Origin of the sequence: Vibrio sp. L3-7, assembly GCF_963898195.1 — a bacterium.
Taxonomy (GTDB): domain Bacteria; phylum Pseudomonadota; class Gammaproteobacteria; order Enterobacterales; family Vibrionaceae; genus Vibrio; species Vibrio echinoideorum.
In genome coordinates, this window is record NZ_CAWQUW010000021.1 from 23,037 (window position 1) to 46,601 (window position 23,565).

General features: G+C 43.5%; 24 protein-coding genes. 13 read left to right on the forward strand and 11 right to left on the reverse strand.

What is annotated here, in order from left to right; genetic code table 11:
- The 4 genes from AACW75_RS14745 to AACW75_RS14760 form a co-directional block, all read right to left on the reverse strand.
- Positions 1-822, reverse strand: coding sequence for a pyridoxal phosphatase (locus AACW75_RS14745; RefSeq protein ID WP_145572228.1), 822 nt, complete (start codon positions 820-822; stop codon positions 1-3).
- 43 nt (positions 823-865) lie between these two features.
- Positions 866-1,564: an L-ribulose-5-phosphate 4-epimerase gene (locus AACW75_RS14750; protein ID WP_102551390.1), complete on the reverse strand. Its 699-nt coding sequence runs from the start codon at positions 1,562-1,564 to the stop codon at positions 866-868.
- Positions 1,565-1,574: 10 nt separating this feature from the next.
- Positions 1,575-2,042, reverse strand: coding sequence for a PTS sugar transporter subunit IIA (locus tag AACW75_RS14755; protein ID WP_145572229.1), 468 nt, complete (start codon positions 2,040-2,042; stop codon positions 1,575-1,577).
- Positions 2,043-2,108: 66 nt separating this feature from the next.
- Positions 2,109-3,929 (reverse strand): PTS ascorbate-specific subunit IIBC, encoded by a 1,821-nt coding sequence (locus AACW75_RS14760; protein ID WP_145572230.1) that lies wholly within the window; start codon positions 3,927-3,929, stop codon positions 2,109-2,111.
- Positions 3,930-4,269: 340 nt separating this feature from the next.
- On the opposite strand from AACW75_RS14760, the gene ulaR reads away from it, so the two are divergent.
- The 3 genes from ulaR (at position 4,270) to AACW75_RS14775 (ending at position 6,521) form a co-directional block, all read left to right on the forward strand.
- Positions 4,270-5,025 carry an HTH-type transcriptional regulator UlaR gene (ulaR, locus tag AACW75_RS14765; RefSeq protein ID WP_017072608.1) on the forward strand — a complete coding sequence of 252 codons (756 nt, stop codon included), beginning with the start codon at positions 4,270-4,272 and terminating at the stop codon, positions 5,023-5,025.
- A gap of 120 nt (positions 5,026-5,145) precedes the next feature.
- Positions 5,146-6,213 (forward strand): L-ascorbate 6-phosphate lactonase, encoded by a 1,068-nt coding sequence (ulaG, locus tag AACW75_RS14770; protein WP_017072609.1) that lies wholly within the window; start codon positions 5,146-5,148, stop codon positions 6,211-6,213.
- Positions 6,214-6,278: 65 nt separating this feature from the next.
- A complete protein-coding gene (locus tag AACW75_RS14775; RefSeq protein WP_017072610.1) occupies positions 6,279-6,521 on the forward strand; it encodes a hypothetical protein in 243 nt (80 codons plus the stop codon).
- A 92-nt stretch (positions 6,522-6,613) separates the two neighbouring features.
- On the opposite strand, the gene AACW75_RS14780 is transcribed toward AACW75_RS14775, so the two are convergent.
- On the reverse strand, positions 6,614-6,907 hold the full coding sequence (locus AACW75_RS14780; RefSeq protein WP_145572232.1) for a hypothetical protein: 294 nt from the start codon (positions 6,905-6,907) through the stop codon (positions 6,614-6,616).
- A 378-nt stretch (positions 6,908-7,285) separates the two neighbouring features.
- On the opposite strand from AACW75_RS14780, the gene AACW75_RS14785 reads away from it, so the two are divergent.
- The gene (locus AACW75_RS14785; protein WP_145572233.1) at positions 7,286-8,185 is read left to right on the forward strand and encodes an AraC family transcriptional regulator; all 900 of its coding nucleotides are present in this window, start codon (positions 7,286-7,288) and stop codon (positions 8,183-8,185) included.
- 96 nt (positions 8,186-8,281) lie between these two features.
- On the opposite strand, the gene AACW75_RS14790 is transcribed toward AACW75_RS14785, so the two are convergent.
- Together AACW75_RS14790 and AACW75_RS14795 are read right to left on the reverse strand one after the other, a co-directional pair.
- Complete coding sequence (locus AACW75_RS14790) at positions 8,282-10,513, reverse strand: hypothetical protein (RefSeq protein WP_145572247.1); 2,232 nt, start codon at positions 10,511-10,513, stop codon at positions 8,282-8,284.
- 674 nt (positions 10,514-11,187) lie between these two features.
- On the reverse strand, positions 11,188-11,526 hold the full coding sequence (locus AACW75_RS14795; RefSeq protein ID WP_145572234.1) for a Fis family transcriptional regulator: 339 nt from the start codon (positions 11,524-11,526) through the stop codon (positions 11,188-11,190).
- Between the two features lie 224 nt (positions 11,527-11,750).
- On the opposite strand from AACW75_RS14795, the gene AACW75_RS14800 reads away from it, so the two are divergent.
- The 7 genes from AACW75_RS14800 to AACW75_RS14830 all read left to right on the forward strand — a co-directional run bounded on the left by AACW75_RS14800 (position 11,751) and on the right by AACW75_RS14830 (position 18,343).
- Positions 11,751-12,476: an IclR family transcriptional regulator gene (locus AACW75_RS14800; RefSeq protein ID WP_186437228.1), complete on the forward strand. Its 726-nt coding sequence runs from the start codon at positions 11,751-11,753 to the stop codon at positions 12,474-12,476.
- A gap of 58 nt (positions 12,477-12,534) precedes the next feature.
- Complete coding sequence (locus tag AACW75_RS14805; RefSeq protein WP_237297850.1) at positions 12,535-13,590, forward strand: TRAP transporter substrate-binding protein; 1,056 nt, start codon at positions 12,535-12,537, stop codon at positions 13,588-13,590.
- Between the two features lie 135 nt (positions 13,591-13,725).
- A complete protein-coding gene (locus AACW75_RS14810; protein ID WP_102540160.1) occupies positions 13,726-14,199 on the forward strand; it encodes a TRAP transporter small permease in 474 nt (157 codons plus the stop codon).
- Between the two features lie 9 nt (positions 14,200-14,208).
- A complete protein-coding gene (locus AACW75_RS14815) occupies positions 14,209-15,477 on the forward strand; it encodes a TRAP transporter large permease (protein WP_017089487.1) in 1,269 nt (422 codons plus the stop codon).
- A gap of 14 nt (positions 15,478-15,491) precedes the next feature.
- Positions 15,492-16,637 (forward strand): mandelate racemase/muconate lactonizing enzyme family protein, encoded by a 1,146-nt coding sequence (locus AACW75_RS14820; protein ID WP_237297851.1) that lies wholly within the window; start codon positions 15,492-15,494, stop codon positions 16,635-16,637.
- Positions 16,638-16,806: 169 nt separating this feature from the next.
- Positions 16,807-17,715 carry a 2-dehydro-3-deoxygalactonokinase gene (locus tag AACW75_RS14825; RefSeq protein ID WP_145572238.1) on the forward strand — a complete coding sequence of 303 codons (909 nt, stop codon included), beginning with the start codon at positions 16,807-16,809 and terminating at the stop codon, positions 17,713-17,715.
- The gene (locus AACW75_RS14830; RefSeq protein WP_145572239.1) at positions 17,705-18,343 is read left to right on the forward strand and encodes a 2-dehydro-3-deoxy-6-phosphogalactonate aldolase; all 639 of its coding nucleotides are present in this window, start codon (positions 17,705-17,707) and stop codon (positions 18,341-18,343) included. Before AACW75_RS14825 ends, AACW75_RS14830 begins: the two co-directional genes overlap by 11 nt.
- A gap of 112 nt (positions 18,344-18,455) precedes the next feature.
- Here the strand turns inward: AACW75_RS14830 and AACW75_RS14835 are convergent, their stop codons facing one another.
- Positions 18,456-19,430: a Gfo/Idh/MocA family protein gene (locus tag AACW75_RS14835; protein WP_145572240.1), complete on the reverse strand. Its 975-nt coding sequence runs from the start codon at positions 19,428-19,430 to the stop codon at positions 18,456-18,458.
- Positions 19,431-19,433: 3 nt separating this feature from the next.
- Positions 19,434-19,757 (reverse strand): putative quinol monooxygenase, encoded by a 324-nt coding sequence (locus AACW75_RS14840; RefSeq protein WP_145572241.1) that lies wholly within the window; start codon positions 19,755-19,757, stop codon positions 19,434-19,436.
- Positions 19,758-19,863: 106 nt separating this feature from the next.
- Between AACW75_RS14840 and AACW75_RS14845 the strand changes: the two genes are divergently transcribed.
- On the forward strand, positions 19,864-20,802 hold the full coding sequence (locus AACW75_RS14845; RefSeq protein ID WP_145572242.1) for a LysR substrate-binding domain-containing protein: 939 nt from the start codon (positions 19,864-19,866) through the stop codon (positions 20,800-20,802).
- A 65-nt stretch (positions 20,803-20,867) separates the two neighbouring features.
- On the opposite strand, the gene AACW75_RS14850 is transcribed toward AACW75_RS14845, so the two are convergent.
- Together AACW75_RS14850 and AACW75_RS14855 are read right to left on the reverse strand one after the other, a co-directional pair.
- On the reverse strand, positions 20,868-22,076 hold the full coding sequence (locus AACW75_RS14850) for a winged helix-turn-helix domain-containing protein (RefSeq protein WP_145572243.1): 1,209 nt from the start codon (positions 22,074-22,076) through the stop codon (positions 20,868-20,870).
- 34 nt (positions 22,077-22,110) lie between these two features.
- Positions 22,111-22,758 carry a DsbA family oxidoreductase gene (locus AACW75_RS14855; protein WP_145572244.1) on the reverse strand — a complete coding sequence of 216 codons (648 nt, stop codon included), beginning with the start codon at positions 22,756-22,758 and terminating at the stop codon, positions 22,111-22,113.
- Between the two features lie 213 nt (positions 22,759-22,971).
- Between AACW75_RS14855 and AACW75_RS14860 the strand changes: the two genes are divergently transcribed.
- Positions 22,972-23,385, forward strand: coding sequence for a GNAT family N-acetyltransferase (locus AACW75_RS14860; protein WP_145572245.1), 414 nt, complete (start codon positions 22,972-22,974; stop codon positions 23,383-23,385).
- The last annotated feature ends 180 nt before the right edge of the window (positions 23,386-23,565 follow it).

The following is a 23,565-nucleotide window of genomic DNA, read 5'->3' on the forward strand; positions in this document are numbered from 1 at the left end:
TTATCCTTTAAATTGTTCACGTATTAGACGGGCTAAGCCATCATGGTTGTTATCTGTTGAGCACACGCATTGAACGTGTGACTTGACGATGTCATCAGCATTGAGCATCGCGACGCCTAGTCCGGCGTACTTAAGCATGGATATATCGTTGTGGTTATCACCGACAGCTATGACGTCGTTGGCTTGATAACCGAGCTCTGAAATGTATTCAGCAAGGCGTAGGCCCTTACTGTTTCCCATCGCAGCAAAATCTATTCTGTTTGACCAAGAACGCTCCCCATTGAAGTTCTTTTCTATCCATGGGTGTTGCATCAAACGGTCTACGGAATCTTGGTTCCCTTCTACTACAAATTTCCAAACGTGCTCGGCTTGTTGAGCCGCCTCAATGAATGATTCCACTTGGTAAATTTGAGGGCGATGTTGTTCTGGTGCTGTTTCCGCCCAACTTTCCAATGCCAACATGTAAGCAAAAGGGTTGTAATGGGAGTACGTCATGGCATGCGTAATGTACATGACCATTTTGAGCTGAAACTCATCTGCCATATCGATGAAGGTCAGCGCTTTGTCTTTATCTATCGCGTTTTGAGTCAGTACCGTTTCAGTTTGATAGTCATAAACATAAGTGCCGTTGCAACAAATGATCGGTGTATCTAGCCCTAACTCGTAATAGTAAGGTCGTGCAGCTGTGTGATGTCGGCCAGTCACAATCACGACATGGCAATATTGCTTCACTTCTTGAATCGCTTTTTTCACTTCAGGATGAATGGTGTGATCGTCTTGCAACACGGTTCCATCTAGATCTAACGCCAACACTTTATACATAGAGTGTCCTCTCAACTAATGCGGTTACGATTGAAGGTCAAGCTTACTGCTGACCGTAATAAGCGTTTTCACCATGCTTTCGTAAATAATGCTTATCCGATAATTCTGGTTGAATCTTGATTCCACTATTTAATGAACGAGTTGCCAAAGCCATCGCAGAAACCTCTTCTAGCACCACGGCATTGTGAACCGCGTCGTTACCATCTTTCCCCCAAGAGAAGGGTGCATGGCCTGCGACAATGACGCTTGGCACGGCCATTGGATCAATGTCTCTGTGCATAAATTCTTCAACAATTACGAGACCAGTGTTCTTCTCATACTCATCGGCAATTTCAAGGTGTGACAATCGGCGTGTACAAGGAATATCACCGTAGAAGTAGTCTGCGTGCGTTGTTCCTAAAGCTGGAATATCAATGCCAGCTTGCGCCCAGATAGTGGCACTGCGTGAATGGGTATGAACCACTCCGCCCGTTGCTGGAAATGCTTTGTAGATCTCTAGGTGGGTCGCGGTATCGCTTGAAGGGTTTAGCTTTCCTTCGACAACCTTGCCTTCTAAATCCACCACCACGATGTCTTCAACGGTCATGTTGCTGTATTCAACACCTGATGGTTTAATCGCAATCACACCGCACTCACGATCAATTTCCGATACGTTCCCCCAGGTGAAAGTCACCAAACCGTACTTAGGAAGCTGCAAATTGGCGTCTAAGACACGTTGTTTCAATTGGCTATATTTAGACATAATTGCCTCCTTACGCGGCTTCCGCTTGCAGCAGTGCAGAATCAATTAAACGCGCCACCTCTTCAGGACTTTTACATGCGCGAAGTTTTGAGAAGTCTTCATCAAATTCAATCAAATTAGCGACTTGCATCGTGCCTTCGATGTGTTCTTCAGAGTCTTTACCCGCCAGCGTGATCAGAACATCAACAGGTTCATCAACACCTTCAAAAGTAATCGGCGTTTCAAGCACGGTTAAAGCAAAACCAGTGCGAATCACGCCATCCTCAGGACGACAATGAGGCAACGCGAACGCGTCATGAATACAGATATAAGGGCCTTCTTCACCGATTGCCTTGGTAATCGCCTCGTAGTAACGTTCTTCAGCAATCCCTGCCTTGACCAATGCGTCAGTACCGAGCTTAATTGCCGCTTTCCAATCAACTGCTTTTGCGTTCAGCAGGATAGAGTTGTTTTGGATAAGAGATTCTTTCAGGTTCATGTTATTGCTCACTTATATAATTGTTTTTATTGACTCAGTGGTGATGTACCACTGAGCCGTTTCTAATTATTTGTGGAAGTTGGTCTCGATGATAGAAACCAGTTCGTCACCGAAAGTTTTCACCATAATCATGTTCTTCACCGCTAACTGCTGCTTGCCTTCAGGCAAACCCGTAATCTTCGCTGCAAGAGCAACTGAAGTAACGATGATGTCAAATGAACCAAGGTGAGATTTGTAATCAGTAATGGCGCTGTTAAATGTCGAACTTGGGATGCCTTTCTTGTCCAAGTACTCTTTGATTTTCTTAGAGCACATCATTGAAGAACCTTGTCCTGAACCACAGCACACTAAGACACGAACCGGTTTCTGGTCAGCCACCGATACTCTAGATTCTGTGGTTGTGGAAACCGATGGCGCTTCAGCGGTTGCTGTCGATTGTTGTGGTGCTGCAATTTCAATCTCAATGCCTTCTGGCGTTACTGCTGTCATTGTTTCAGCTTGTTTTTCCGCGTCTTCTTCTGCTCGTAGCTGTTTAGAAGCGAAGAACATGTAGACACCAGCCAAAGCTAAAATCCCGAAGAAGAACATATTAGAACTAGAGATACCTTGCATAATAGGTGGGAATACCAGAGCCCAATCAGCCATGCCCATCCAGCCATTAAACTCAGTACCCGATTGAGCAAAGATGTTGATTGCCCAAGCTGAACCGACAACTTCGATAATGCCCATCACGAAACAGATCTTCATGACGGCTTTCCAGCCACCGAAGTGGTTCGCAAATACACCGATAGTGGCATTCGAGAAGAACATTGGGATGAAGCCAGGAATGATCATGATAGGAGCATCAAACGCTAACATCGCAAGAACCGCTGTGAATTGACCAACAGCGCCCCACATGAAACCGAATACCATTGCATTTGGAGAGTATGCGTAGATAGCTGCACAATCGATTGCTAAAACAGCATTAGGAATAAGACGTTGAGAAATACCGTTAAAGGCTTCAGATAACTCCGCTACGAACATACGAACGCCCGTCACGATAACTTGAATAGCCACTGCGAATTTCAAACCAGTTTCGAAAATGTAGATAAACCAGTGCGTTTTGCCTGCCATGTCTTGAAGGTTATCAAGACCAAATGAAAGAAGGATAATGCCGAAGAAAGCAGTCATTACTAACGTTGTTGCTGCAATGCTATCGTGGAAAATGTGTAACCATTTAGGCAGTTTGATGTGATCAACACTGTCATTTTTGTCGCCAAGCTTTGGTGCAACTTTAGTCGCTACCCATGACGCAAACTGTTGTTGGTGACCAATAGAGAAACCCGCCCCACCCGTAACTTCTTGGGTAGGTTTGAACATAATGTTCGACGAAATACCCCAGTACAATGCCATCAATATTGCTGAATAAATGATGGTTTCCCACATACCTGCACCAAGCACGAAGTAGAAAACGGCAATGAGGCCAGCTTGTTGGAACATGATATGTCCCGTAAGCATGATGGTTCTGATACCAGTGACACGACGGAAGGCAACAAGAAGAATGTTTAACCCAAGTGCCAGCAATACGGCATATCCAACCCAAGAGTAATTGTCACCCATGGTTTCCATAGTCGACATCATAGAGGTGTACGGGTCAATAACAGACCCCGTCAAACCATGAATCTCACTCATTTTCTCAATAACCGGTTTGAAACCTGCTACCAATGTTCCTGCACCTACCTGCACTATCATGAAACCAACGATGGTTTTAATAGAGCCGGAGATAATAGTTGTTGCGTCACGCTTGAGTAGAATGTAACCCAGACAAGTAACAAGACCGAGTAGCAATGGTGCTTTGGTCATTACCTGACTGTAAAAAATATAGAAAATATCATATAAGAATTCCATATCTTTACCCCTGATTAATTTTTAATTTTAATGGTATGTAGGATGTGATGATGTCTAGTTTTGCTCACGAACTAGACTTTACCAATCAAAAGTAATCATTCAATGCTCACTTGTGATTACTTTGATTTATATCAATTAACCACACCCAGAATGTGCCTAATTGAGCTTGGGATCACACACAAAAACATCAATATCAATAAAATCAACAACTTATAAAACATTGTGATTGAAGTCTGATTTTTATAGCGATGTAGTTTGACAATCACGATGGTGATTATTAGAATCAAAACAAATCAAAAGTAATCATCAAATTGTCACAACGACATAAAGAGTGATAAAAATGAATGAAGTACAAAGACATAACGGCATCTTGTCGCTATTAGAAGATATGCAGACGATCAACGTCTCACATATCATTGATAGATTTAGTGTTTCACCTGCTACCGCAAGACGTGATATCGCTAAACTAGATGAAGTTGGCAGGCTGAGAAAAATTCGAAATGGTGCAGAACGAGTAGAGACTCAAAAGAGAAAATGGTCACCACTCAATATCAACAGCACTGAGTTCTATGAAGAGAAAGCGGAGATTGCACAAGCAGCCGCTGGGCTGTGTGACGCTGGCGATACGATCGTGATCAACTGCGGCTCTACTGCTTTTCTACTGGGCCAGCAATTATGTGGCGATGACGTTCAAATCGTAACAAACTACTTCCCACTCGCAAGCTATTTGATCAACGAAGATCATGACGATGTCATCATCATTGGCGGTCAATACAACAAAGCACAGAACATCTTTCTAAACCCATCCCCTAATTCATTAGGTGGCTACGCTGGAAACTGGATGTTTACCTCAGGCAAGGGTTTAACTGACGCCGGGCTGTATAAAGCTGACATGTTAACGGCTGTGGCTGAACAACAAATGCTAGAACAGGTCGATAAGCTTGTTGTCGTAGTCGACAGTTCAAAAGTTGGCCAACGTACTGGAATGCTATTTTGCAACACCAAACAAATAGACATAGTCATCACAGGCAAAAACGCTAATCCAGAAGTCGTAAAACAGATTGAAGCTCAAGGGACGCAAGTCATCCTAGTTTAAATCACAGGGCAGACTAGCCCACAAATAATAATAAATTCAGCTCAGTGCCTTAATCCAAATTAAGGCGCTCGGCTCCCTACATCCAAAATTAATCAAATTAGTGAAATAAAAGGTATTATCATGAGCAATGTAAACGAAATCACTCGCGAGTCTTGGATCCTAAATACATTCCCTGAGTGGGGTACATGGTTAAATGAAGAGATTGAACAAACAGTCGTGCAACCTAATACGTTTTCTATGTGGTGGCTTGGTTGTACAGGTATTTGGCTAAAATCAGAAGGTGGCGCAAACCTATCAATGGACTTCTGGTGTGGTACTGGTAAAAAAACTCAAGCAGTTCAAAAAATGAAAAACCAGCACCAAATGATGCGAATGGGTGGCGTTGAGGCACTTCAACCTAACCTACGAACTGCAATCTTCCCATTGGACCCTTTCGCTATTAAAGAGATCGATGCAGTTATGGCATCTCACGATCACGGCGATCATATTGATATCAACGTTGCGGCAGCCGTTCTACAAAACTGTGGCGATCACGTTAAATTCATTGGTCCTAAAGCGTGTGTTGATTTATGGATGAAATGGGGTGTGCCAGAAGATCGTTGTGTTATCGCGAAAGTTGGCGACGAGATTAAGATCAAAGACGTGAACATCAAAGTTCTAGACGCATTCGACCGTACTGCACTTGTGACACTGCCTGAAGGCACTTCTTCTTTAGATACCGAGATCTTAGGCGGCATGGACGACCGTGCAGTGAACTACTTAGTAGAAACTACCGGCGGTTCTGTTTACCACTCTGGTGATTCACACTACTCAAACTACTACGCTAAACACGGTAACGACCACAAGATCGATGTGGCTCTGCTTTCTTACGGTGAGAACCCACGTGGCGTGACTGACAAAATGACGTCTTCAGACATTTTACGTGCCGCTGAATCTTTGGATTGTGAAGTCGTGGTTCCTTTCCACCACGATATCTGGGCTAACTTCCAAAACGACCCACGTGAAATTGAAATGCTTTGGAACATGAAGAAAGAGCGTCTGCAATATGGCTTCGCACCTTTCTTCTGGCAAGTCGGTGGTCGATACACTTACCCAACAGACAAAGGCCGTATGCACTACCAGCACTTCCGTGGCTTTGCTGATATCTTCAAAAATGACCCAGAACTGCCATACCGCGCATTCTTGTAATTAAACAGCCAACAAAAAAGGGAGCATGAGCTCCCTTTTCTTTATCTAACTAAAATGGAATTTTTATGTTGTTGCGTGAATTTAAACATCACTTCAAACGTGGTGACCTAGAATCAGCCGTCGCCGTTAACTCTCCCAATAATGATGGTTATTATCTAATGGTTCGAAGCAGTAAGTGGGGAGTAAACAGTTTCTTAGAATCAGATAGAAAGATGCAACCCAGGATGTTCAAGACAAAAATGGCACTGCTCAACGCAGCAAATTCCATAGGCTTCACGTATCAATCCATCGACATCACGCAGCTATAAATAGAATTCACTTACTTATAAAAATCAAAGATCTATAACTAAAAATCACGCACTAACTAAATGAAAACCATACAATAAGCCATCAGTTCATTTCAGGATTTACTTTTGCGAACAAACAAACGGGCTAAATAAAGCAAAACCACTGACAAGAAATATATCCCCCCCGCCCAACCAAGCAACGCCAACATCAAATCTTCTTGTTCCCCGAGGCGCTGATAATCAGTTTGGGATAAATAAGGATCATCAAAAGGCGAGATCGTCAAAATCCACAGAAATGAAACGATCACACCAGCGATGCCTATCAATGCATGTAAACCTAACCTTAAGGTTTCCCTTAACACACAGCCCCAACCAGGCCATTTAACAACCAAAGAAAAACCTTTCAATCGTCACTCCATTATTGATTTAAAGCCTGAAATAGGCCACCACCGAAAATATCGCCAACAACACGATGGTATATTATTTTTTATCAATTGATACTCAACGAGTATTCTAAGCTTTCAACAACTTAGCGCAACGAAATGGGCAATAAAAATCTTATAGAACACGGTGTTATTGTAAAAATAACGCTACACTTTAGTGCTTCATTTACTGTGGTCGCTTTCGGTTCATTCCATGACTGTATTCCGTCTACAGCTTGCCGATATTTCCAACGTTCGTCATTTCCGTACTCAATCTCAAATTCAACATCGCAGTTTTTAAACTTGATTGAGATAAGTTACGCTCTGCTCTAATTAATAGACCGAAAGACATTGAGTAAACCAATGAAAGTTGACTATCGTAAACGCTTAATTCCGGTGACTCGTTATCTTGAACAACACTTTAACGAACCGTTGAACCTGCCAGAAGTAGCGACATTAGCTAACTTTTCGCCTTACCATTTCCACCGTACATTTAAAGCGTTACAAGGCGAAACACTCGCTGACTTTATACGGCGCCTGAGATTAGAAGCTGCAGCTAATGATCTTTTTAAGACCAAACAACCCGTAATCAACATTGCATTGAATTATGGTTTTTCATCGTCTCAAAGCTTTGCCAAAGCATTCAAACAACACTTTGGTTTTACCCCTACCGCATTTCGGGATTGTGTGGATTACCAAGCATTTTCAGAGCTAACACGAAGTAGCAAGATTGGACACTCATTGCGCAAGAATGGAAACGCAATAACCGGGAGCAATTCATATACTAACTCCGAACTTTCAACATGGAGTATGACAATGAAAACGCAACATTTCGAACCATCAAAACTTGCTTATGTACGAGTCACAGGCCCTTATGGTGTCGGTTATGAAGAACCAAGCGGTCGTCTTTATCAGTGGGCAGGAATGAAAGGATTGGCGAGCAATAGCTGTATCTTTATTTATCATGACAATCCAGAAATAACACCGACAGATAAGTGCCGTACAGACATTTGCTTAATGGTGCCAGAGGATGTCGAAGTACCTAACGGTATCGAGTTGAAGGGTTTTCCCGGTGGTCAATATGCCGTGATGAGACAAACGATTACCGAAATCGGCCAATACGCCAAAGCGTGGGATGACCTAATGAGCAAAGTCATTGAATCTGGTATTGAAACTGAAGACCGCCCTTGTTTCGAGCTTTACCATAGCTACGATCCACAAACTCATCATTCAGACGTCAGCTTCTGCACTGCAATTAAGTAACCAAAAAGAAAGCCTACCTCGCGTAGGCTTTCTTCCTTCTGTCACTCATTCGTTTTATCCAAATATCGTTGTTCCATTCCACTCGCTTAAACTTACCTAATAGAGCAAGAACAGCCCTTCATAACCACCAATCTCTATTTCATTCACATATTCCCCGATGTTGCCGTTTGCATCTACAGGCTTCATTGGAACATCCAGAGTAATAGTCAGTTTTGACGTATCATAAAAACTCACATTCTTACCATTGAAATCGGTGCGATACAGCACTCGCCCCTTGTCAAACTCTCGTGCAAGTACCATATCTTCAGGGCCACCAGCAACGACTAAACGTTCGGACTGATATAAGAAATAGGTGTACGTTGGCGACAAGTGAGTCAATCCATTCGGTAAATCAGCATGCACCACTTCATTCATCGATGAATCACCCACAATCGTGTAATCCGCAGCTACTGGTGTGCTTGTCGACAGCATCAACGGAATGGCCTCATAGCCATCAGGGATTACATTGCCCGGCTCTCCTAAATTGACCGCCAACAACGAGCTTGGTTGGTAAGCCATATTCTTTGGCACCCCACTCTTCCAAAAGTTATCTGACGTAGTATTTTCGCTGCCATAGACATAACCATTGTTCCATTGATTGAAATAACTGTGCTGCGTGTGGTGGTTGAGATAGTAAATCGCTAGGGCTGAGTATTGGTCGTGTTTCCAATTTGGCTCACTGTTACCAAAAAACTGCACCTTACCAAAGCGTGTGGTTGCTTGAAAAATAACACTTTGGTCAACGTACGCTAGCGCAGAGTTATCCCAAGATTTAGAGATACCTGAATAGCCACTAAAGCCTGTAGACGGGAACAAATAATGCTCTCTGAGGTACAAGGACCCAGCCTCAACAAGATGAGATTGACCATTTCGACCAAGTAGATTGGCGGTTCCAATGTTCAAAGCAATCAATGCATCACTATTTAGAGATGAGAGATTTTTCAAGAAGTTAGAAAACTGCGTTTTGTAGAGTTCATCGGCTTGCGTTGACCCTGCAATTGAACCAAGTTCCTGAATATTACCGCCAGAGTGAACATAGAACTGGTTTTCGCCGAGCAGTTTATTAGTGTCATCATTATAAGCGCCATTGAGGCCTTGTTCTGCCCAACTTTTTTGATGGTAAACGTGCATCGCAGATAAATAGTCAGAGTTAGCAACATTGGTTAACGCCCATGAAGAGTTTTGACTCCACATTCGACCAAACGGAATGACGCGTGACTCCCAACGAAAGCGAGCGGTCGCATTTTTTTTAGTACGATTTTTATATTCACTCTGTGACAAATAATTGTCTTGGTTGAGATCAGCTGACACATCAAAGCCGCGGATCTTACGCCACTGACTTATCGCCTTACCATCGAGTGTTGTAACGGGGGCGTCGGTTAACTGGACGACTGGAAAACTGTTTTTCAGCTTAACCTCTTTGAGACGAGGTCTGTCTTCAGCATTGTCGCCTTGCCAACGAATTCTCACCACATACAAACGTCCACCATCAAGCACAAAGGTAGAACCAAAGTGCTGACCACCACCATAGCTTGCACCGCTGCCATCATGTGTTGTCGCTCTCACCCAATCCGATGGAGGGGTCCAAATCACAGCCTGATTCTTACTCATGTTGAGCGTTTTATCTTTCTTTAAGTCCAACTTTGCCCATTGTGATACCTGGCCACGAGCATCGATTGCTGTTGGATATTCAAGCCAAAAATTACCGCCAGTAGCAAATTGAGAGAATTTTAGCGTCAGCCTATCGAACGGTTCGGAGTGATACACATAAAGCGCTCCGCCGTTATCAAAATTTTCAAACACATCGGCGTCCCAAGGCGGTGCTTGATAGAGCCAGAAACCGGCATGGTCTTCACTCGCGGTGTAACCAACGATCATAGGTTTGCGATTAAGAAGGGTATTTTCACCGTGCGTTTCATCTACTTCTGCAATCACAGAATCTTCAGAGAAGTGAAGAAAGAAATCTTCAAAATTGGTACCGTTTAATTCGGTGCTGTTACGGAGGTCATTTTCGAGCCAGCCCGAGTTCATCTCCAACTTCTGGTTATACATGTAACCGATCGCGGTGATTTGTTCGTTGTCAGCTTTGTCTGAATAAGTACCAAAAACGATGTCACTGTTTGTAATTTCCCAGTCAATGACATCACGTTCAGACATTGGAGAGTCGCTTAGATCAACACCTTGTTCATGTAATCCGGGTAACACGATCGCGGTACCTGCAGCGAAAGAGCCACTAGCAAAGAGATATGAAGGAATGAGTGCTAGTAACCATAGAATGTAGGTTTTCATCATTTAAATTTCCTAATCGATACAATCGTTACTCAAAGTACGAAACGAGAAGTCAGCCAACTTACGTGTCAATTTAGGAATCAAAATACGAGAAAAGTATCGGCTAGAAAGGTTTAATGTTCAAGCGCCAAACGGCTCCGTTTCATTCGCAATAACAAAAGACTGTGAATACCCATTAAAAATCAGAATATTGAGAGAAAACTAAATTTTTATGATTTTAATTTTGATGGTGAAACAAGTTAGGGGATCAGGCAGGAATCTGCGTGTCATTTTCTCATAATGAGAATTTCGCAATTTAGGTGAGGGTGATTTGAATCAGTAACTATAACGAGGTTCAGAGTTGAAATTAAGTAGTCGATATCACACTCTCAATTTGAACGTCGTGAGTTCTTACCGTAATTCCACTCGCTCAATATAAGGCTCTATTATAATCTCAGAGAGCTTTTACTTCGATTCGCACACGTTCAATAGACATGCTCCACTTGTCACAGCACAAGACAGGAAGCAATTTGCCAGTAACGAGTCACTGCGTCATGCTCACCGAAAAGCGCTCGAGTATTGGCGCAATGCTCTGCTTACTAAAAGCTAGACAACTTAAAAGTGGGAAACGAAAAACGAAAAAACAGCTGAACGTCATACCAACTGGCCAACAAACTGGTGGCTATCAAAATCATTTACAGCCTTTTATTCCACTTCCCTTGATGGTCACGGTCGCAGTTTTCTTGTGTATCGTAGCTAATATGCTTATCGATATTTTTCAATTGAATTCCAACCTGATTGAACGCTTTTTGGATAGACGAAGAGACATTCTGTTGACCTTCGCCATTCAAAAAGTTCGTTCTATCCTGATTCGTATCGAATACACAGACAATTTTCAAACTTTGTGGAAAAGAAGAGAAGTTAACGGCGTGAGTCACCCAAAGAAAACCATCGTAGCTTTTCAATGTATCTTCACAAACGTCAGTTAATACGTCTCTGATTTGATTTTCGGTCTTCTTATCTGATTTGCGCATGAAGCAACCTTCCTATTTAACACCTTAAAAAATAAGGTTTTTCGGTCAATTTCGTATTACCCGACATTGGACACTGTGGCGGTTTCAAATGCAAAGTATTTATACTCCCACTGATAAATTCCACAATGTGGGACTCTTGTTTCACAAGGTGGAATATTGATAGTTGTCACATTATCAATAGCAAACTACCGCTATATTTCTCTCATACAACGAGAGGCGGCTTTATGAGCAAGTTACAAGGTAATCAAGCATTGGTAAAAGCAATCGCGGTCATCGACTCGATCGCTGAAGGCAATCGACAACTGAAAGATGTGTGTGAACATTTGCAGCTGCCGAAATCTACGGTGCACAGAATTATCCAAGGCCTTATTGAAGCTCGCTATATCCGAGAAGTGAAAGGGATTGGTCTAGTGCTAGGTACTAAAATGATTCAACTTGGTATCCGCGCCCAACAAGACATGCCTCTCAAAGAAATTGCGAAACCCTTTATTCGCAAACTTGCTGCTCAAACTAAAGATACTGTCCATCTAGGTATAAAAGATGAGGATCAAATCTTCTACCTAGATAAAATCCCGGGAGAGCGTGCAATTCAACTGCGATCTCAAGTGGGAGACCGACTGCCAATGTCTGCAACGGGGATTGGAAAAGCGTTAATGATTGATATGCCAAAGATGGAATGGATTCGACTTATTTCATCGCAAACTAATCATGACCTCGAGTCGATGCTAAAAAGAATGAATGAATATTCTAAGCATGACTATAGCTATGACTTAGAAGATAACGAAGACCTTGTACGTTGCGTTGCTGTACCAATAAGAAATAAATATAACAATATTATTGCGGCTATATCAGTAACCAGTATCAAAGAATATATGTCTGACGAAAGAATGACGGAGTTAATTCCTGTTATTACTGAATATTGTCAGAAAATATCCAAGCAACTTAATTAACCCTACAGGTGTATGTAACGTACACTTTATATAAATAATAAATTAATCAGGTACGACTATGTCTAGAACCGGAAAAATTCTAGCCATTGGTGGGGTGTTTGTCGCCTCAATCATTGGTGCAGCTATTGCTACAAATTCTCAAGGAAATAACCAATCGAGTATTGCAGCAGGTGAATCTCAAGTTCAAACATTACGTTTCAGCATGAGCTCTAATAATAAACACCCTATCTATGATGGTGCTGCTAAGTTTAAAGAAATTGTTGAGAAATTTACTGAACTGAAGGTGAATATATACCCTTCAGCGCAATTAGGTGATGACCGTGCGGCGATTGAAATGCTGCAATTAGGAACACTTGACGTATCTATTCCATCGACGGGTCCACTGGCTAACTTCTACCCTGAATACAATGTGTTCGACCTTCCCTTTATGATCACCAGTGAAGATGTCGCAGATAAAGTGCTACGCAGCGAATTTGGCGACGACATGCTGAAAAGACTAGAGTCAAAAGGCTTAGTCGGCCTGGATTTCTGGGAAAATGGCTTCCGTCATGTAACTAATTCACGTCGTGCTGTGAAATCGATTGAAGATGTGAAAGGCCTAAAGATCCGTACTATGGAGAGCCCACTTCACCTAGACGCATGGAAAGCGATGGGCGCAACCCCAACGCCGATGGCCTTCAACGAACTGTTCACAGCACTGCAGCAAGGCACGGTTGACGGGCAAGAAAACCCTTACCCGAATATCGCACTGAACAACTTGTTCGAAGTACAAGAAACCTTATCAAACACAGGCCATGTATACACACCATTGGCTTTAATTGTTAGCCAAGCGACATGGAACAAACTAAGCCGTCACGATCAAAGGGTTCTGCGCCAAGCCGCTATTGATGCTGGCGACTACGAGCGTCAAGTTAACCGTCGAGTCAATCTTGAAAGCTTGGATGTTATTAAACAAAACATGGAAGTAGTAACGCTAACACCTGAAGCACTGGTTGGCTTCCAAGAAGCGACTAAGCCCGTTATTGAGAAATACACACCAATCATTGGCAAAGATGTTGTCTCCGCTTTCCAAGAACAAATTAAAAAAGCTGAAAACGAATTAGCCGCTCAGTAACTTAAGCCATCACTTAACATTTAGACCATTACATTATTAATACTGACTATTTTGATGATTAACCCTCAATAACTATCATTAATAAATAATAAACAAGTAATAGGTCTAAGTAATAAGTGAACAAGGAACCTTATTATGTTGAATTGGTTAGATAAGTATTTTGAAAATACGATAGCCGTAATACTGCTCGTTGTTATGACGGCGGCAATATTCTTACAAGTAGTATCCAGAACATTCGATTATTCAATTGCTTGGACTGAAGAGTTAGCTCGCTATTGTTTCATTTGGTTAGTTTATATCGGCATCAGCTTTGCTGTCGCGAAAAAGAGCCACATAAAAATAGAAGCCATCGCAATGTTAATTGATGAGAAGGAAAAAAAGTACCTAAGCCTATTTTCGGACTTCGTCTTCTTAGCATTCTCTGTTGTTATTTTATTTAAATCAACGCAGATGGTGGCGAACCTATATTACTTAGGTCAAACATCACCAGCACTTGGGTTGCCAATGTGGATCGTTTATCTAGCAGGCCCAGTAGGCTTTGCACTTACATCAATCAGGTTGATTCAACAGATGGTATCCACCACTGATGACATCAAAACAGCGAAATAGGAGGTAATCATGTCAGTATTTATTTTGTTTGCGACTTTCGCACTACTCGTTATTGCCTCTGTGCCCATTGCTATCTCATTGGGTATGGCAACGCTACTCACCATTATTTCAACCGGCACCTTAAGCGTTGATTTTCTTGTGAGTACCTTAATCACCTCTGTCGATTCTTTCCCAATTATGGCAGTACCATTTTTCATCCTAGCGGGTGACATCATGGGCAGCGGTGGTATCTCGCAACGTTTGGTGAACTTTGCTAACTCATTAGTGAAAAACATCACGGGTGGCTTCGCGATTGCTTCAATCATTACATGTATGTTCTTCGCTGCTATCTCGGGCTCTGGCCCAGCTACGGTAGCGGCGGTTGGCGGCATCATGATTCCAGCGATGATCAAGTACGGCTACGATAAGGGCTTTGCAACCGCGGTTGTCACAGCAGCAGGTGCGATTGGTGTCATGATTCCACCAAGCATCCCAATGGTGATGTACGGCGTATCTGCAGGCGTATCAATTGGCGACTTATTCATTGCAGGCATCATCCCAGGTATCTTGGTATCGCTTTGTTTGATGGCTTGGGCATACATCTACTCTAAGAAAAAAGGCTACAAAGGATCAGACGAACCATTTAGCTGGAAAGAGGTGTGGGCTCAATTTAAACACGCTCAACTCGCGCTGCTTATCCCAGTAATCATTCTTGGTGGTATCTACGGCGGTATTTTCACCCCAACAGAAGCAAGTGTAGTAGCGGTGGTTTATGGCCTTATTGTGAGCCTATTCGCCTACAAAGAAATTACCTTTAAAGACTTACCAAAAATCTTCACTAAATCGGTGATTACTTCCGTGATTGTGTTGTTGATTGTGGGTACCGCAACTGCCTTTGGTAAGTACTTAGCACTTGAGCAAATTCCAACACAAATTGCTAACGCGATGCTTGAGTTCTCTGATAGCAAGGTGATCTTCATTATCTTGATGGTAGCTCTACTGCTCGTCGTCGGCTGTTTCATGGAGACCGTTGCGGCAATCATTATTCTGACGCCAATCTTGGTTCCAGTGGCCATGCTATTCGGTTTCAACCCAGTACACGTCGGCATCATCATGGTGGTGACATTGGCTATCGGGTTTATCACTCCTCCTCTGGGTCTAAACTTATTTGTTGGCTCGAGCGTTTCAGGGGTCTCTGTTGAGAAACTTTCTAAAGCCATTATCCCGTTCTTCTTAGCCATGATGTTCGCGTTAACGCTGATTGTATTTATTCCTCAGATATCTCTGATTCTGATTTAAGTAAGGTATTTATTGTGAAAATTATTGATGTCATTCCACACGCAATCTCAGTTCCACTAGAGACGCCATTTTATTTCGCACAAGGCTGGGTTCATAGCCGTAGCTCAATGATCATCGAAATTGTTACTGATGAAGGAGTTGTTGGTTTTGGTGAAGCTCTGTGTCACGGCCTACAGAGCCCACACATTGCGGCGGCATTTATTGAACATACCTTTAAGCCGCTACTGATCGGACGTAGCCCGTTCGACGTGGAAGTGCTTTGGGAAGAGATGTACAACGTGACTCGCCCATACGGTCAAGGTGGTTCTGCGGTGAACGCGATCAGCGGTGTTGATATTGCACTGTGGGATGTCATTGGTAAGGCTCTCAATAAGCCGATTCACTCACTGATCGGCGGTGCTTTCCGCAAGGAAGTCACCCCGTACGCTACTGGCTTCTATCGTGTCGCAGACGCGAAATATCCAGAAGCAGCTATTGAAGAAGCACATCGCTATGTCGATGGTGGCTTTGAAGCGTTCAAACTCAAAATTGGATTTGGCGTAGATGAAGACATCGCCTTCATTCGTTCAATTCGTGAAGCCGTTGGTAATAATGTGAAGATCATGGCTGATGCTAATGGGGCGTACAACGCTGCTGCTGCACGTCGCATAATCAAAGAAACAGAAGAGTTCAACCTGTACTTCTTAGAGGAGCTGTTGGCTCCAGAAGACATTGCTGGCTATCAAGAAATCAAGAACCTTTCTACGACTTATATCGCCGCAGGTGAGCAACTGTTCGGAAAAATGGGCTACCGCCCTTGGCTTGAACAGAGAGCGTTAGACGTGATTCAACCTGATCTATGTTCTTCAGGTGGTATCACGGAATGTAAGAAGATTGCAGCAATGGCACAAGCAAACCACACCATGATGATTCCACACGTGTGGGGTTCTGGTATTGGTATTGCGGCCTCTTTGCAGTTTATTGCTTCACTACCAAGTTCACCCTTATCACTTAACCCTATCGAGCCAATGCTTGAGTTTGACCAATCTTCACACCCATTCCGCAAAGATCTCATTTGCGATGGCATCAAGATGGAAAACGGCAAGGTACAAATCTCTACCAAACCGGGCATCGGTGTCGATGTGAAGACCGACATCATCAAGCAATACAAAGTTAACTAAAGAGGCAAAGTTAACTAAAGAGGCAAGGTTAACTAAAGAAGCAAAGTTAACTAAATAAACAGAGTTAGCTAGACCCGAAACGTTAACGGTTCGACAAAGTAAACCGATAAAAAGTACATCAACTAAACCTAAAACTGCGCGCCTTAGGGCGCGTCTGTGAGCTGTAATTATGAATCAAAAAAACAAAATCAGTTGGCTAATTCTGGATTGGGGAACGACAAACTTTCGTGCCTTTGCCATGGATGAACAAGGACAGGTCGTTGATAAAACAGAACGCAAAATGGGGCTGCTTCAGGTTGAAGATGGTGCCTTTGCAACCGAGCTTGAATCATTACTGAGTGAGTGGCTCGGCGAATATCAACACTTACCCATTTACATGGCAGGTATGGTTGGTTCTGCACAGGGCTGGGTCAACGTCCCTTATGTTTCCACGCCAACTAATGTGGAGTCCTTGGCTCAAAACACCCATCAATTCGACCTCCCTTGGGGGGCAACAGCCACCATCATTCCGGGTGTCAGCCATTGTGATGAGCATGGCCACTACGACGTCATGCGTGGTGAAGAGGTTCAGTTATTTGGACTTCTTGAGTTAGCAGGCAAACCGACGCTTGAAGCAGCCTTTCCGGGTACTCACAGCAAACACGCAAATATTGAAGCGGGTAAGTTAGTCTCGTTTTCAACCTACATGACTGGCGAACTTTTTTCTGCACTGTCGACACACACAATCCTAGGGCGTGGCTTACCTAAACAAGCCAGCTCCAACGCTGCTTTTGTAAAAGGGGTAGAGGAAAGCTCGAACCCGTCAATCACCAATCAGCTCTTCAAAGCCAGAACGCATCGTCTATTCGGCAATCTAGAAGAGAGTGAAGTGTTTGATTACTTATCAGGGCTGTTAATCGGCAACGAAGTACGAGAATTGCATCAAGAGAGCATCTACTTGGTGGGCGGAAAAGCTCTATCAGAACGCTATGACCAAGCCTGTCGTCAGCTAAAGAGAACAACCGAATACGTGAATGGCGACGACACTTTCATCGCTGGAATGTTAAAAATTAAAGAGGCAATGAACAATGACAAATAAAGACTTTAACCTAAGTGATCACTTACCACTCGTTGCCATTATCCGTGGTGTAGAACCGGAAGATTGTATTCGTGTGACGCAGATTTTGATTGAGGAAGGCTTCTCAATGATTGAAGTGCCATTGAACTCACCAGATGCATTGACCAGCATTAAAATGCTAGTCGAACATTTCGGTGATCAATATTTAATTGGCGCGGGTACCGTTACCACACCAGAAAAAGCACAAGCTGTGATTGATACAGGTGCAAACTTAGTGGTAACGCCGAACTTCAACGAACAGGTCGTGAAAATGTCAGCGGCTGCAGGTTGCGTCAGCTTCCCTGGTGTTGTTACGCCAACAGAGGCGTTCGCTGCACTTGCTGCCGGTGCGACAGGGTTAAAGCTATTCCCAGTTTCAGTGCTTGGCCTTGATGGCTTTAAAGCGTTGAATTCCGTACTGCCTCCCGAGGCAATCTGCTTACCTGTAGGAGGAATCAACCCTACCGTCGAGAGCATGAAACCGTACTTAGACATCGGTGCAAAAGGCTTTGGTTTAGGGGCGTCACTGTACAAGCCTGGCTTATCTGACGACGAGATTCGTGCCAATGCAAAAGCATTCAATACCGCCTTTAAAGCGTCTGTAGCTTAAGTAAGCTCGCCCAAAAAGTAAGTAGAACCAACAATACGGCTCATATATCTCTACGTGATTTTGTTATCAAGTCATACAGAACAATATGAGTCGTATTTCTTTTACTAAGATACTAGCTCACCGCTTGTTCCCAATCAGTCAATAACCTCATGATTACGCGCGAGTCTTGGTGACTAGCCATTGGCGCAGCCAGTTGTGTGTCGCCTCGCTCAACCGCTTGGCGGATATTACGCACTTGATAATGGAAGCCATCGCCTTGCGCTTCGACTTTCACTTCACGGGTCGACGTTTCATAGATCTCAACAGTGAACGAGTTTTCTTCGGTCGGTAACCATGGGTTAGTTTCGAGTGTGATACAGCCTTTGCTACCTAAAATCGTGAAGCCATGCTTTAAGCCGTGGTCTTCTGCGGTATGGATTTGTGCGGTAAAGCGGTCATTAAAATGCATCATCGCCGACGATTCACAAATATTGCCATCTTGGCCTCGTCGACCGATTGCTGAAATTTGCATCTCATCGAACACGCTCTCGCCAAATTGCTGCTGCGCAACAGAGTGAATCAGCGACATTGGATAACAACCCAAGTTGTACAGTGCGCCTTTACTCGCAGGATTCACAAACTGATCAATCGCCGCTACATAAGACCCTTGAATTGAACGCACGTCTCCAATCTCACCTGTAGCTAACTCTTGATGAAGCTTGGCAATCAATGGGTGGTTTAGATACATCAAACCTTCAGCGAAGAACACACCAGACGCTTTGACCGCTTGCAGAGCTTGCTCGGTTTTTTCCATATCAACCGATAACGACTTTTCACACAAAATCGCTTTGCCTTTTTGAGCGGCTTTAATCACGTACTCGTGGTGAACGTGGTTTGGCAGAGCGATGTAGATGATGTCGACTGACTCATCTTCAATCAAAGCTTCATAGCTGTTGAAGGTCAGTGTTGGCTGATACTGCGCAGCAAACTCATTGAGTGTTTTTTCTGTGCGCCCTGCGACGGCATACAGTTCACTTTGTGCATCGCCTTTGATCGCATCAGCCATTACGCCTGAGATAAAGCTTGTTCCTAATATTCCCCATTTCATGGCTTACTGCTCCTGCTTTTTTGTTTCAGCTGATTCAAGTTGCGTTTCGAACGCTTGAACCAACTCAGCAATATCACGCTCAATAAACGCTTGGGTATGAGGCATAACAAAATGCTGGTTAATTGCTTCACGGTTTGCGTATTGCTCAAGCAAAATCACACGATCGCTTTGGCTTTGATCATAGGTTGCAATTGCTTGTAGGCAGCCAGGTTCGCTTTGCATGTCTAAGCAAAACTGTTCGATGGCTTCAACTGCAGCATCACGTTCAATGTTTGTTTTTATCTTAAGTTCGGCAGTGACAAAGATGGTTTCGTTCATTTGAGGCATTTCACGCTCTTATTTTAGTTAATTATCGGTTTGCCATTAATATAATTAACCCCTAATAATTGATAAACTCACCTTTTGTTTATTATTTATCAACTGAGAGTGTTTAATGGATAAGTTAACCAGCATGAAGGTCTTCGTTTACGTGGTCGAGCAAGGCAGCTTTCGCAGCGCCGCAAACCACTTCAACCTGTCGGCGACCATGATCAGTAAACATGTTCACTATCTTGAAACAAGCCTCAACTCTCAGTTGATCCACCGCACCACGCGTAAGCAATCATTAACCGATTCTGGTCAGCTTTACTATCGGGAATGTAAGCGAATTATCGAAGACATCAGCAATGCAGAGAATCTGATTCAAACCTTGGAAAATCAGCCCCAAGGCACGGTAAAAATAAACTGCCCTGTCACCTATGGAAACAAGGTACTTGCCCCGATAGTGGCGAAGTTTCTCGCGAATCACCCAACAATCAACGTCGAACTCGTGTTGAACAACGACCTTGTCGATCCTTATTCTTCCGACATTGATTTGATTGTGCGAATTGGTGACCTGTCTGACTCTAGCTTGGTCGCAAGATACTTAGGGGATTATGAGATGTGTTATTGCGCAGCTCCTGAATACCTTAACCAACATGCTGAGATCAGCATGTTGGAAGACCTTGCACAACACCCGTCGCTTGGGTTCAGCTATAGCAGTCGTCGTGATGTGATTGGACGTGATACTCACATCCGCCATATCCAAAATAGTGAACCTCAACTCGGAGAACCTCAGAATCACCAAGCAACTCAAACCGCACCGAATAAAGGGTGTGCGCGTTTGATGTCAAATAATGGGGATGTATTGCGATATGCCGCCCTACAAGGCGTAGGCGTTTTGTTGCAACCAACTATCTTAGTCGCAGAAGAAATTGAGCGTGGGATGCTATTGGAGATCTTACCCGGCATGGCACCGTTACCAAAACCGATTCACTTACTGTACAAGACCAAGCAACTGTCGTTGAAGAACCGAACCTTTGTCGAATTCTTGTTAGCCACTCTTTCTGAGTAACTAAGCGCTGACGAATTAGCAAAGAGGCTTCTAAGTAACGAAGCGTTTTCTAAACAACAAAACCGCTAAACCGTTTGCCAATGGCTCATTAAGCGCTTGCCAAGATCAGAAGGTGTGGTGTTATGGACTATCATCTCATCGCATTGGTTGAACACCATGAAGTGTTTTAGCTCATCGCATAAAGCATGAACCAGCGACTCATAGTTTTTAATTCGTGCTTCCACAACCAAATTACGGATATTGAGCAAACGACTCTTCCTATCAACTTTACAATCCATTCGTGCCACCAACTCACCTTGCCACAGAATCGGCAAACTAAAGTAACCAAACTGGCGCTTGGCTTCAGGAACATAGCACTCAAGAAGGTAATCAAAGTTGAACAATGATTGCATTCGCTTACGTTGAATCAGCAGGTTATCAAATGGCGAGAGTATCTTAAGCTTGGTTCTAGAAAGGGGCTGATTCAGCAGCTCAAAAGCAGCGGGTAAGGCATAATAATCACAACCATGAACATCGACCTTTATCAATCGCTTGTCTTCAAGCATCTGTTGGAGTGTTTTCTGTATCAATGGTTTCGTGTTCTTGAGGAGATAGCTCATTTCCGTCACAATCCCTACTCCATTGGCTTCGAGATAACGTATGATCAGATGCTCGATGTACTCTTGTTCCGTTGGTTCAGAGGTATCAATGCCACTCGGCAAAACTCGTTCGGTTAGGTCATACACCTTATGGAAGTTCACTCGGCTCGGTACCATTAAGTCACCTTGCATAAACAAAGTCTCTAGTGCCTGTTTGGCAGGTTTACCGCCCCATCCGCCGGGGTTTGGTCTATCCCCTGCAAAGTCTTTCGCCATTAATGGCCCTTCGCTCTCAATACGTTTGAGAACATGCGCCATCAGTGCATCATCCTTTTTATACCAATGCTTAAGCTTACCGCTCGCAAACCCGTTCTTTCGATGCAAGCTGAAACGGTAGTCACGCATGGGTAAATACGCGGCGGCGTGCGACCAATACTCAAACACTTCTCGACGCTCTAGCAGCTTATCAAGATGATTGAGTTGGTAGTCTTGATTGCGATTCCACAGCGTATGATGGTGAGCTCGCTGAATCACAGAGATGGTATCAATTTGAACATACCCAAGGTTTTCAATCGCAAACAGCGTGTTCGCCAAAGCGCCCCCATTGCGTTGTTTTTTAGGTGGTAGCTTCTTAGGTGGCAATTTTTGCGAAAGCAGTACCATTTTTTGCGCTTGAGCGAGTGACAGTGATTCCATGAAATTCAGACTCTAATTGATACCAATGATCGGCTTATGATTCCGCAATAAGCTCTTGAAGGATTTGCTTGTACGTTTCCACCGTCTGAGCGCCGGTTACCGCACTTTTACGATTGAATACCACAGTAGGAACCGCTGAGATCCCCATGCGTTGCCATTCAAACTCTTGGGCTTCGATTTTCTTTACGTTATCGGCGTTCTTTAAGCGCTTCAACGCTTTGTTAGAATCCAAACCAACCGCTTCAAGTTCTTGTGCGATGACCTCTAAATCAGCAAGATCTTTCTCTTCCGTAAAGTGGGCATTAAAGAAACGTAGCTTTAACTCAGTCTGTTTGCCATACGCCAGCGCGAAATCGAGAAGCACATGCAGGTGACGTGAATTGACCATTCTCATGCTGTCGTAGAAATTGAAATCGAACCCTACAGCTTGGCCACGGGCAACCAATTGCTCACGGGAACTTTGGCTCTCTTCTGCACTAGAGCCGTATTTTCTCATGATGTGGTCGCGCAGGTTTTCACCTTCTTGCGGCATATCTGGATTCAACTCAAACGGCTGCCACTCAAGTTCAACCTGCTCAGCTAAGCCAAGTTCGGTTATCGCTTGTTCTAAGTTTTTGTAACCGACAACGCACCATGGGCACATTACGTCAGAAATAATATCGAGTTGAATTTTATTGCTCATAGTCATACCAAAATCTAGTTGAAAACAGGCCGTATATAAAACGGTCACCTTGTATTGCCACTGAGTATAACAAACCTGAACACTCGTTCAATTATGTATTGTGAGAAAAGTGAGGCATCTATGAGTTGCTTAGATAAAAAACAACCTTTACGCTTTCGCTTAACTCAACTAGAGCGCTTACTCTCACGTCTGAAACCCGAGACAAGGATTCTCATGAAAATCGAACTGACCACAAACCCAACTCAATCCGATATAGATGAAATTCGGTCTGGGCTTCGTAACTACAACACCCCCTACCTGGAAAACGTATTCCATAGTGATGTCGTGTGTTTCACCAAAGATATCAATGGGGCTAAAACAGGTGGTTTAGTTGGGGAGATATGGGGAAATTGGTTGATCGTCAAATATCTATGGGTGTCACCAGGGCATAAAGGACAAGGGCTTGGCAGTCAGTTGCTGCTAGAAGCCGAAAACTTCGCAAAAACCAAAGGCTGCCATTCGTGCTTCTTAGATACATTCAGCTTTCAAGCCAAACCTTTTTACATCAAACGCGGCTATCAACTGCAATTTACGTTAGAGCAGTTCCCTGAAAACTCAGAAAGACACTACTTCACCAAACGCCTTTAAAAAGATGGCAATTACCGTTGTCTCGTCCTAAAATACGTTGACAGTATTTCTACTAAGTCAACAGCGTCAGCTGTTGGCTTTTTTCATGCACCTCATTTGGAGTTTTCATTCTGAGACTAAGGTGCGGCCTCATGTTGTTATAGGTACTTATAGACTCTTTTACTAGTTGTTTAAGCTCTC

Coding starts and splice junctions, on each gene's coding strand:
- AACW75_RS14745 (WP_145572228.1), bottom strand. CDS start 822: ATGTATAAAGTGTTGGCGTTAGATCTAGATGGAACCGTGTTGCAAGAC.
- AACW75_RS14750 (WP_102551390.1), bottom strand. CDS start 1,564: ATGTCTAAATATAGCCAATTGAAACAACGTGTCTTAGACGCCAATTTG.
- AACW75_RS14755 (WP_145572229.1), bottom strand. CDS start 2,042: ATGAACCTGAAAGAATCTCTTATCCAAAACAACTCTATCCTGCTGAAC.
- AACW75_RS14760 (WP_145572230.1), bottom strand. CDS start 3,929: ATGGAATTCTTATATGATATTTTCTATATTTTTTACAGTCAGGTAATG.
- ulaR (WP_017072608.1), top strand. CDS start 4,270: ATGAATGAAGTACAAAGACATAACGGCATCTTGTCGCTATTAGAAGAT.
- ulaG (WP_017072609.1), top strand. CDS start 5,146: ATGAGCAATGTAAACGAAATCACTCGCGAGTCTTGGATCCTAAATACA.
- AACW75_RS14775 (WP_017072610.1), top strand. CDS start 6,279: ATGTTGTTGCGTGAATTTAAACATCACTTCAAACGTGGTGACCTAGAA.
- AACW75_RS14785 (WP_145572233.1), top strand. CDS start 7,286: ATGAAAGTTGACTATCGTAAACGCTTAATTCCGGTGACTCGTTATCTT.
- AACW75_RS14790 (WP_145572247.1), bottom strand. CDS start 10,513: ATGAAAACCTACATTCTATGGTTACTAGCACTCATTCCTTCATATCTC.
- AACW75_RS14795 (WP_145572234.1), bottom strand. CDS start 11,526: ATGCGCAAATCAGATAAGAAGACCGAAAATCAAATCAGAGACGTATTA.
- AACW75_RS14800 (WP_186437228.1), top strand. CDS start 11,751: ATGAGCAAGTTACAAGGTAATCAAGCATTGGTAAAAGCAATCGCGGTC.
- AACW75_RS14805 (WP_237297850.1), top strand. CDS start 12,535: ATGTCTAGAACCGGAAAAATTCTAGCCATTGGTGGGGTGTTTGTCGCC.
- AACW75_RS14810 (WP_102540160.1), top strand. CDS start 13,726: ATGTTGAATTGGTTAGATAAGTATTTTGAAAATACGATAGCCGTAATA.
- AACW75_RS14815 (WP_017089487.1), top strand. CDS start 14,209: ATGTCAGTATTTATTTTGTTTGCGACTTTCGCACTACTCGTTATTGCC.
- AACW75_RS14825 (WP_145572238.1), top strand. CDS start 16,807: ATGAATCAAAAAAACAAAATCAGTTGGCTAATTCTGGATTGGGGAACG.
- AACW75_RS14830 (WP_145572239.1), top strand. CDS start 17,705: ATGACAAATAAAGACTTTAACCTAAGTGATCACTTACCACTCGTTGCC.
- AACW75_RS14835 (WP_145572240.1), bottom strand. CDS start 19,430: ATGAAATGGGGAATATTAGGAACAAGCTTTATCTCAGGCGTAATGGCT.
- AACW75_RS14840 (WP_145572241.1), bottom strand. CDS start 19,757: ATGCCTCAAATGAACGAAACCATCTTTGTCACTGCCGAACTTAAGATA.
- AACW75_RS14845 (WP_145572242.1), top strand. CDS start 19,864: ATGGATAAGTTAACCAGCATGAAGGTCTTCGTTTACGTGGTCGAGCAA.
- AACW75_RS14850 (WP_145572243.1), bottom strand. CDS start 22,076: ATGGAATCACTGTCACTCGCTCAAGCGCAAAAAATGGTACTGCTTTCG.
- AACW75_RS14855 (WP_145572244.1), bottom strand. CDS start 22,758: ATGAGCAATAAAATTCAACTCGATATTATTTCTGACGTAATGTGCCCA.
- AACW75_RS14860 (WP_145572245.1), top strand. CDS start 22,972: ATGAAAATCGAACTGACCACAAACCCAACTCAATCCGATATAGATGAA.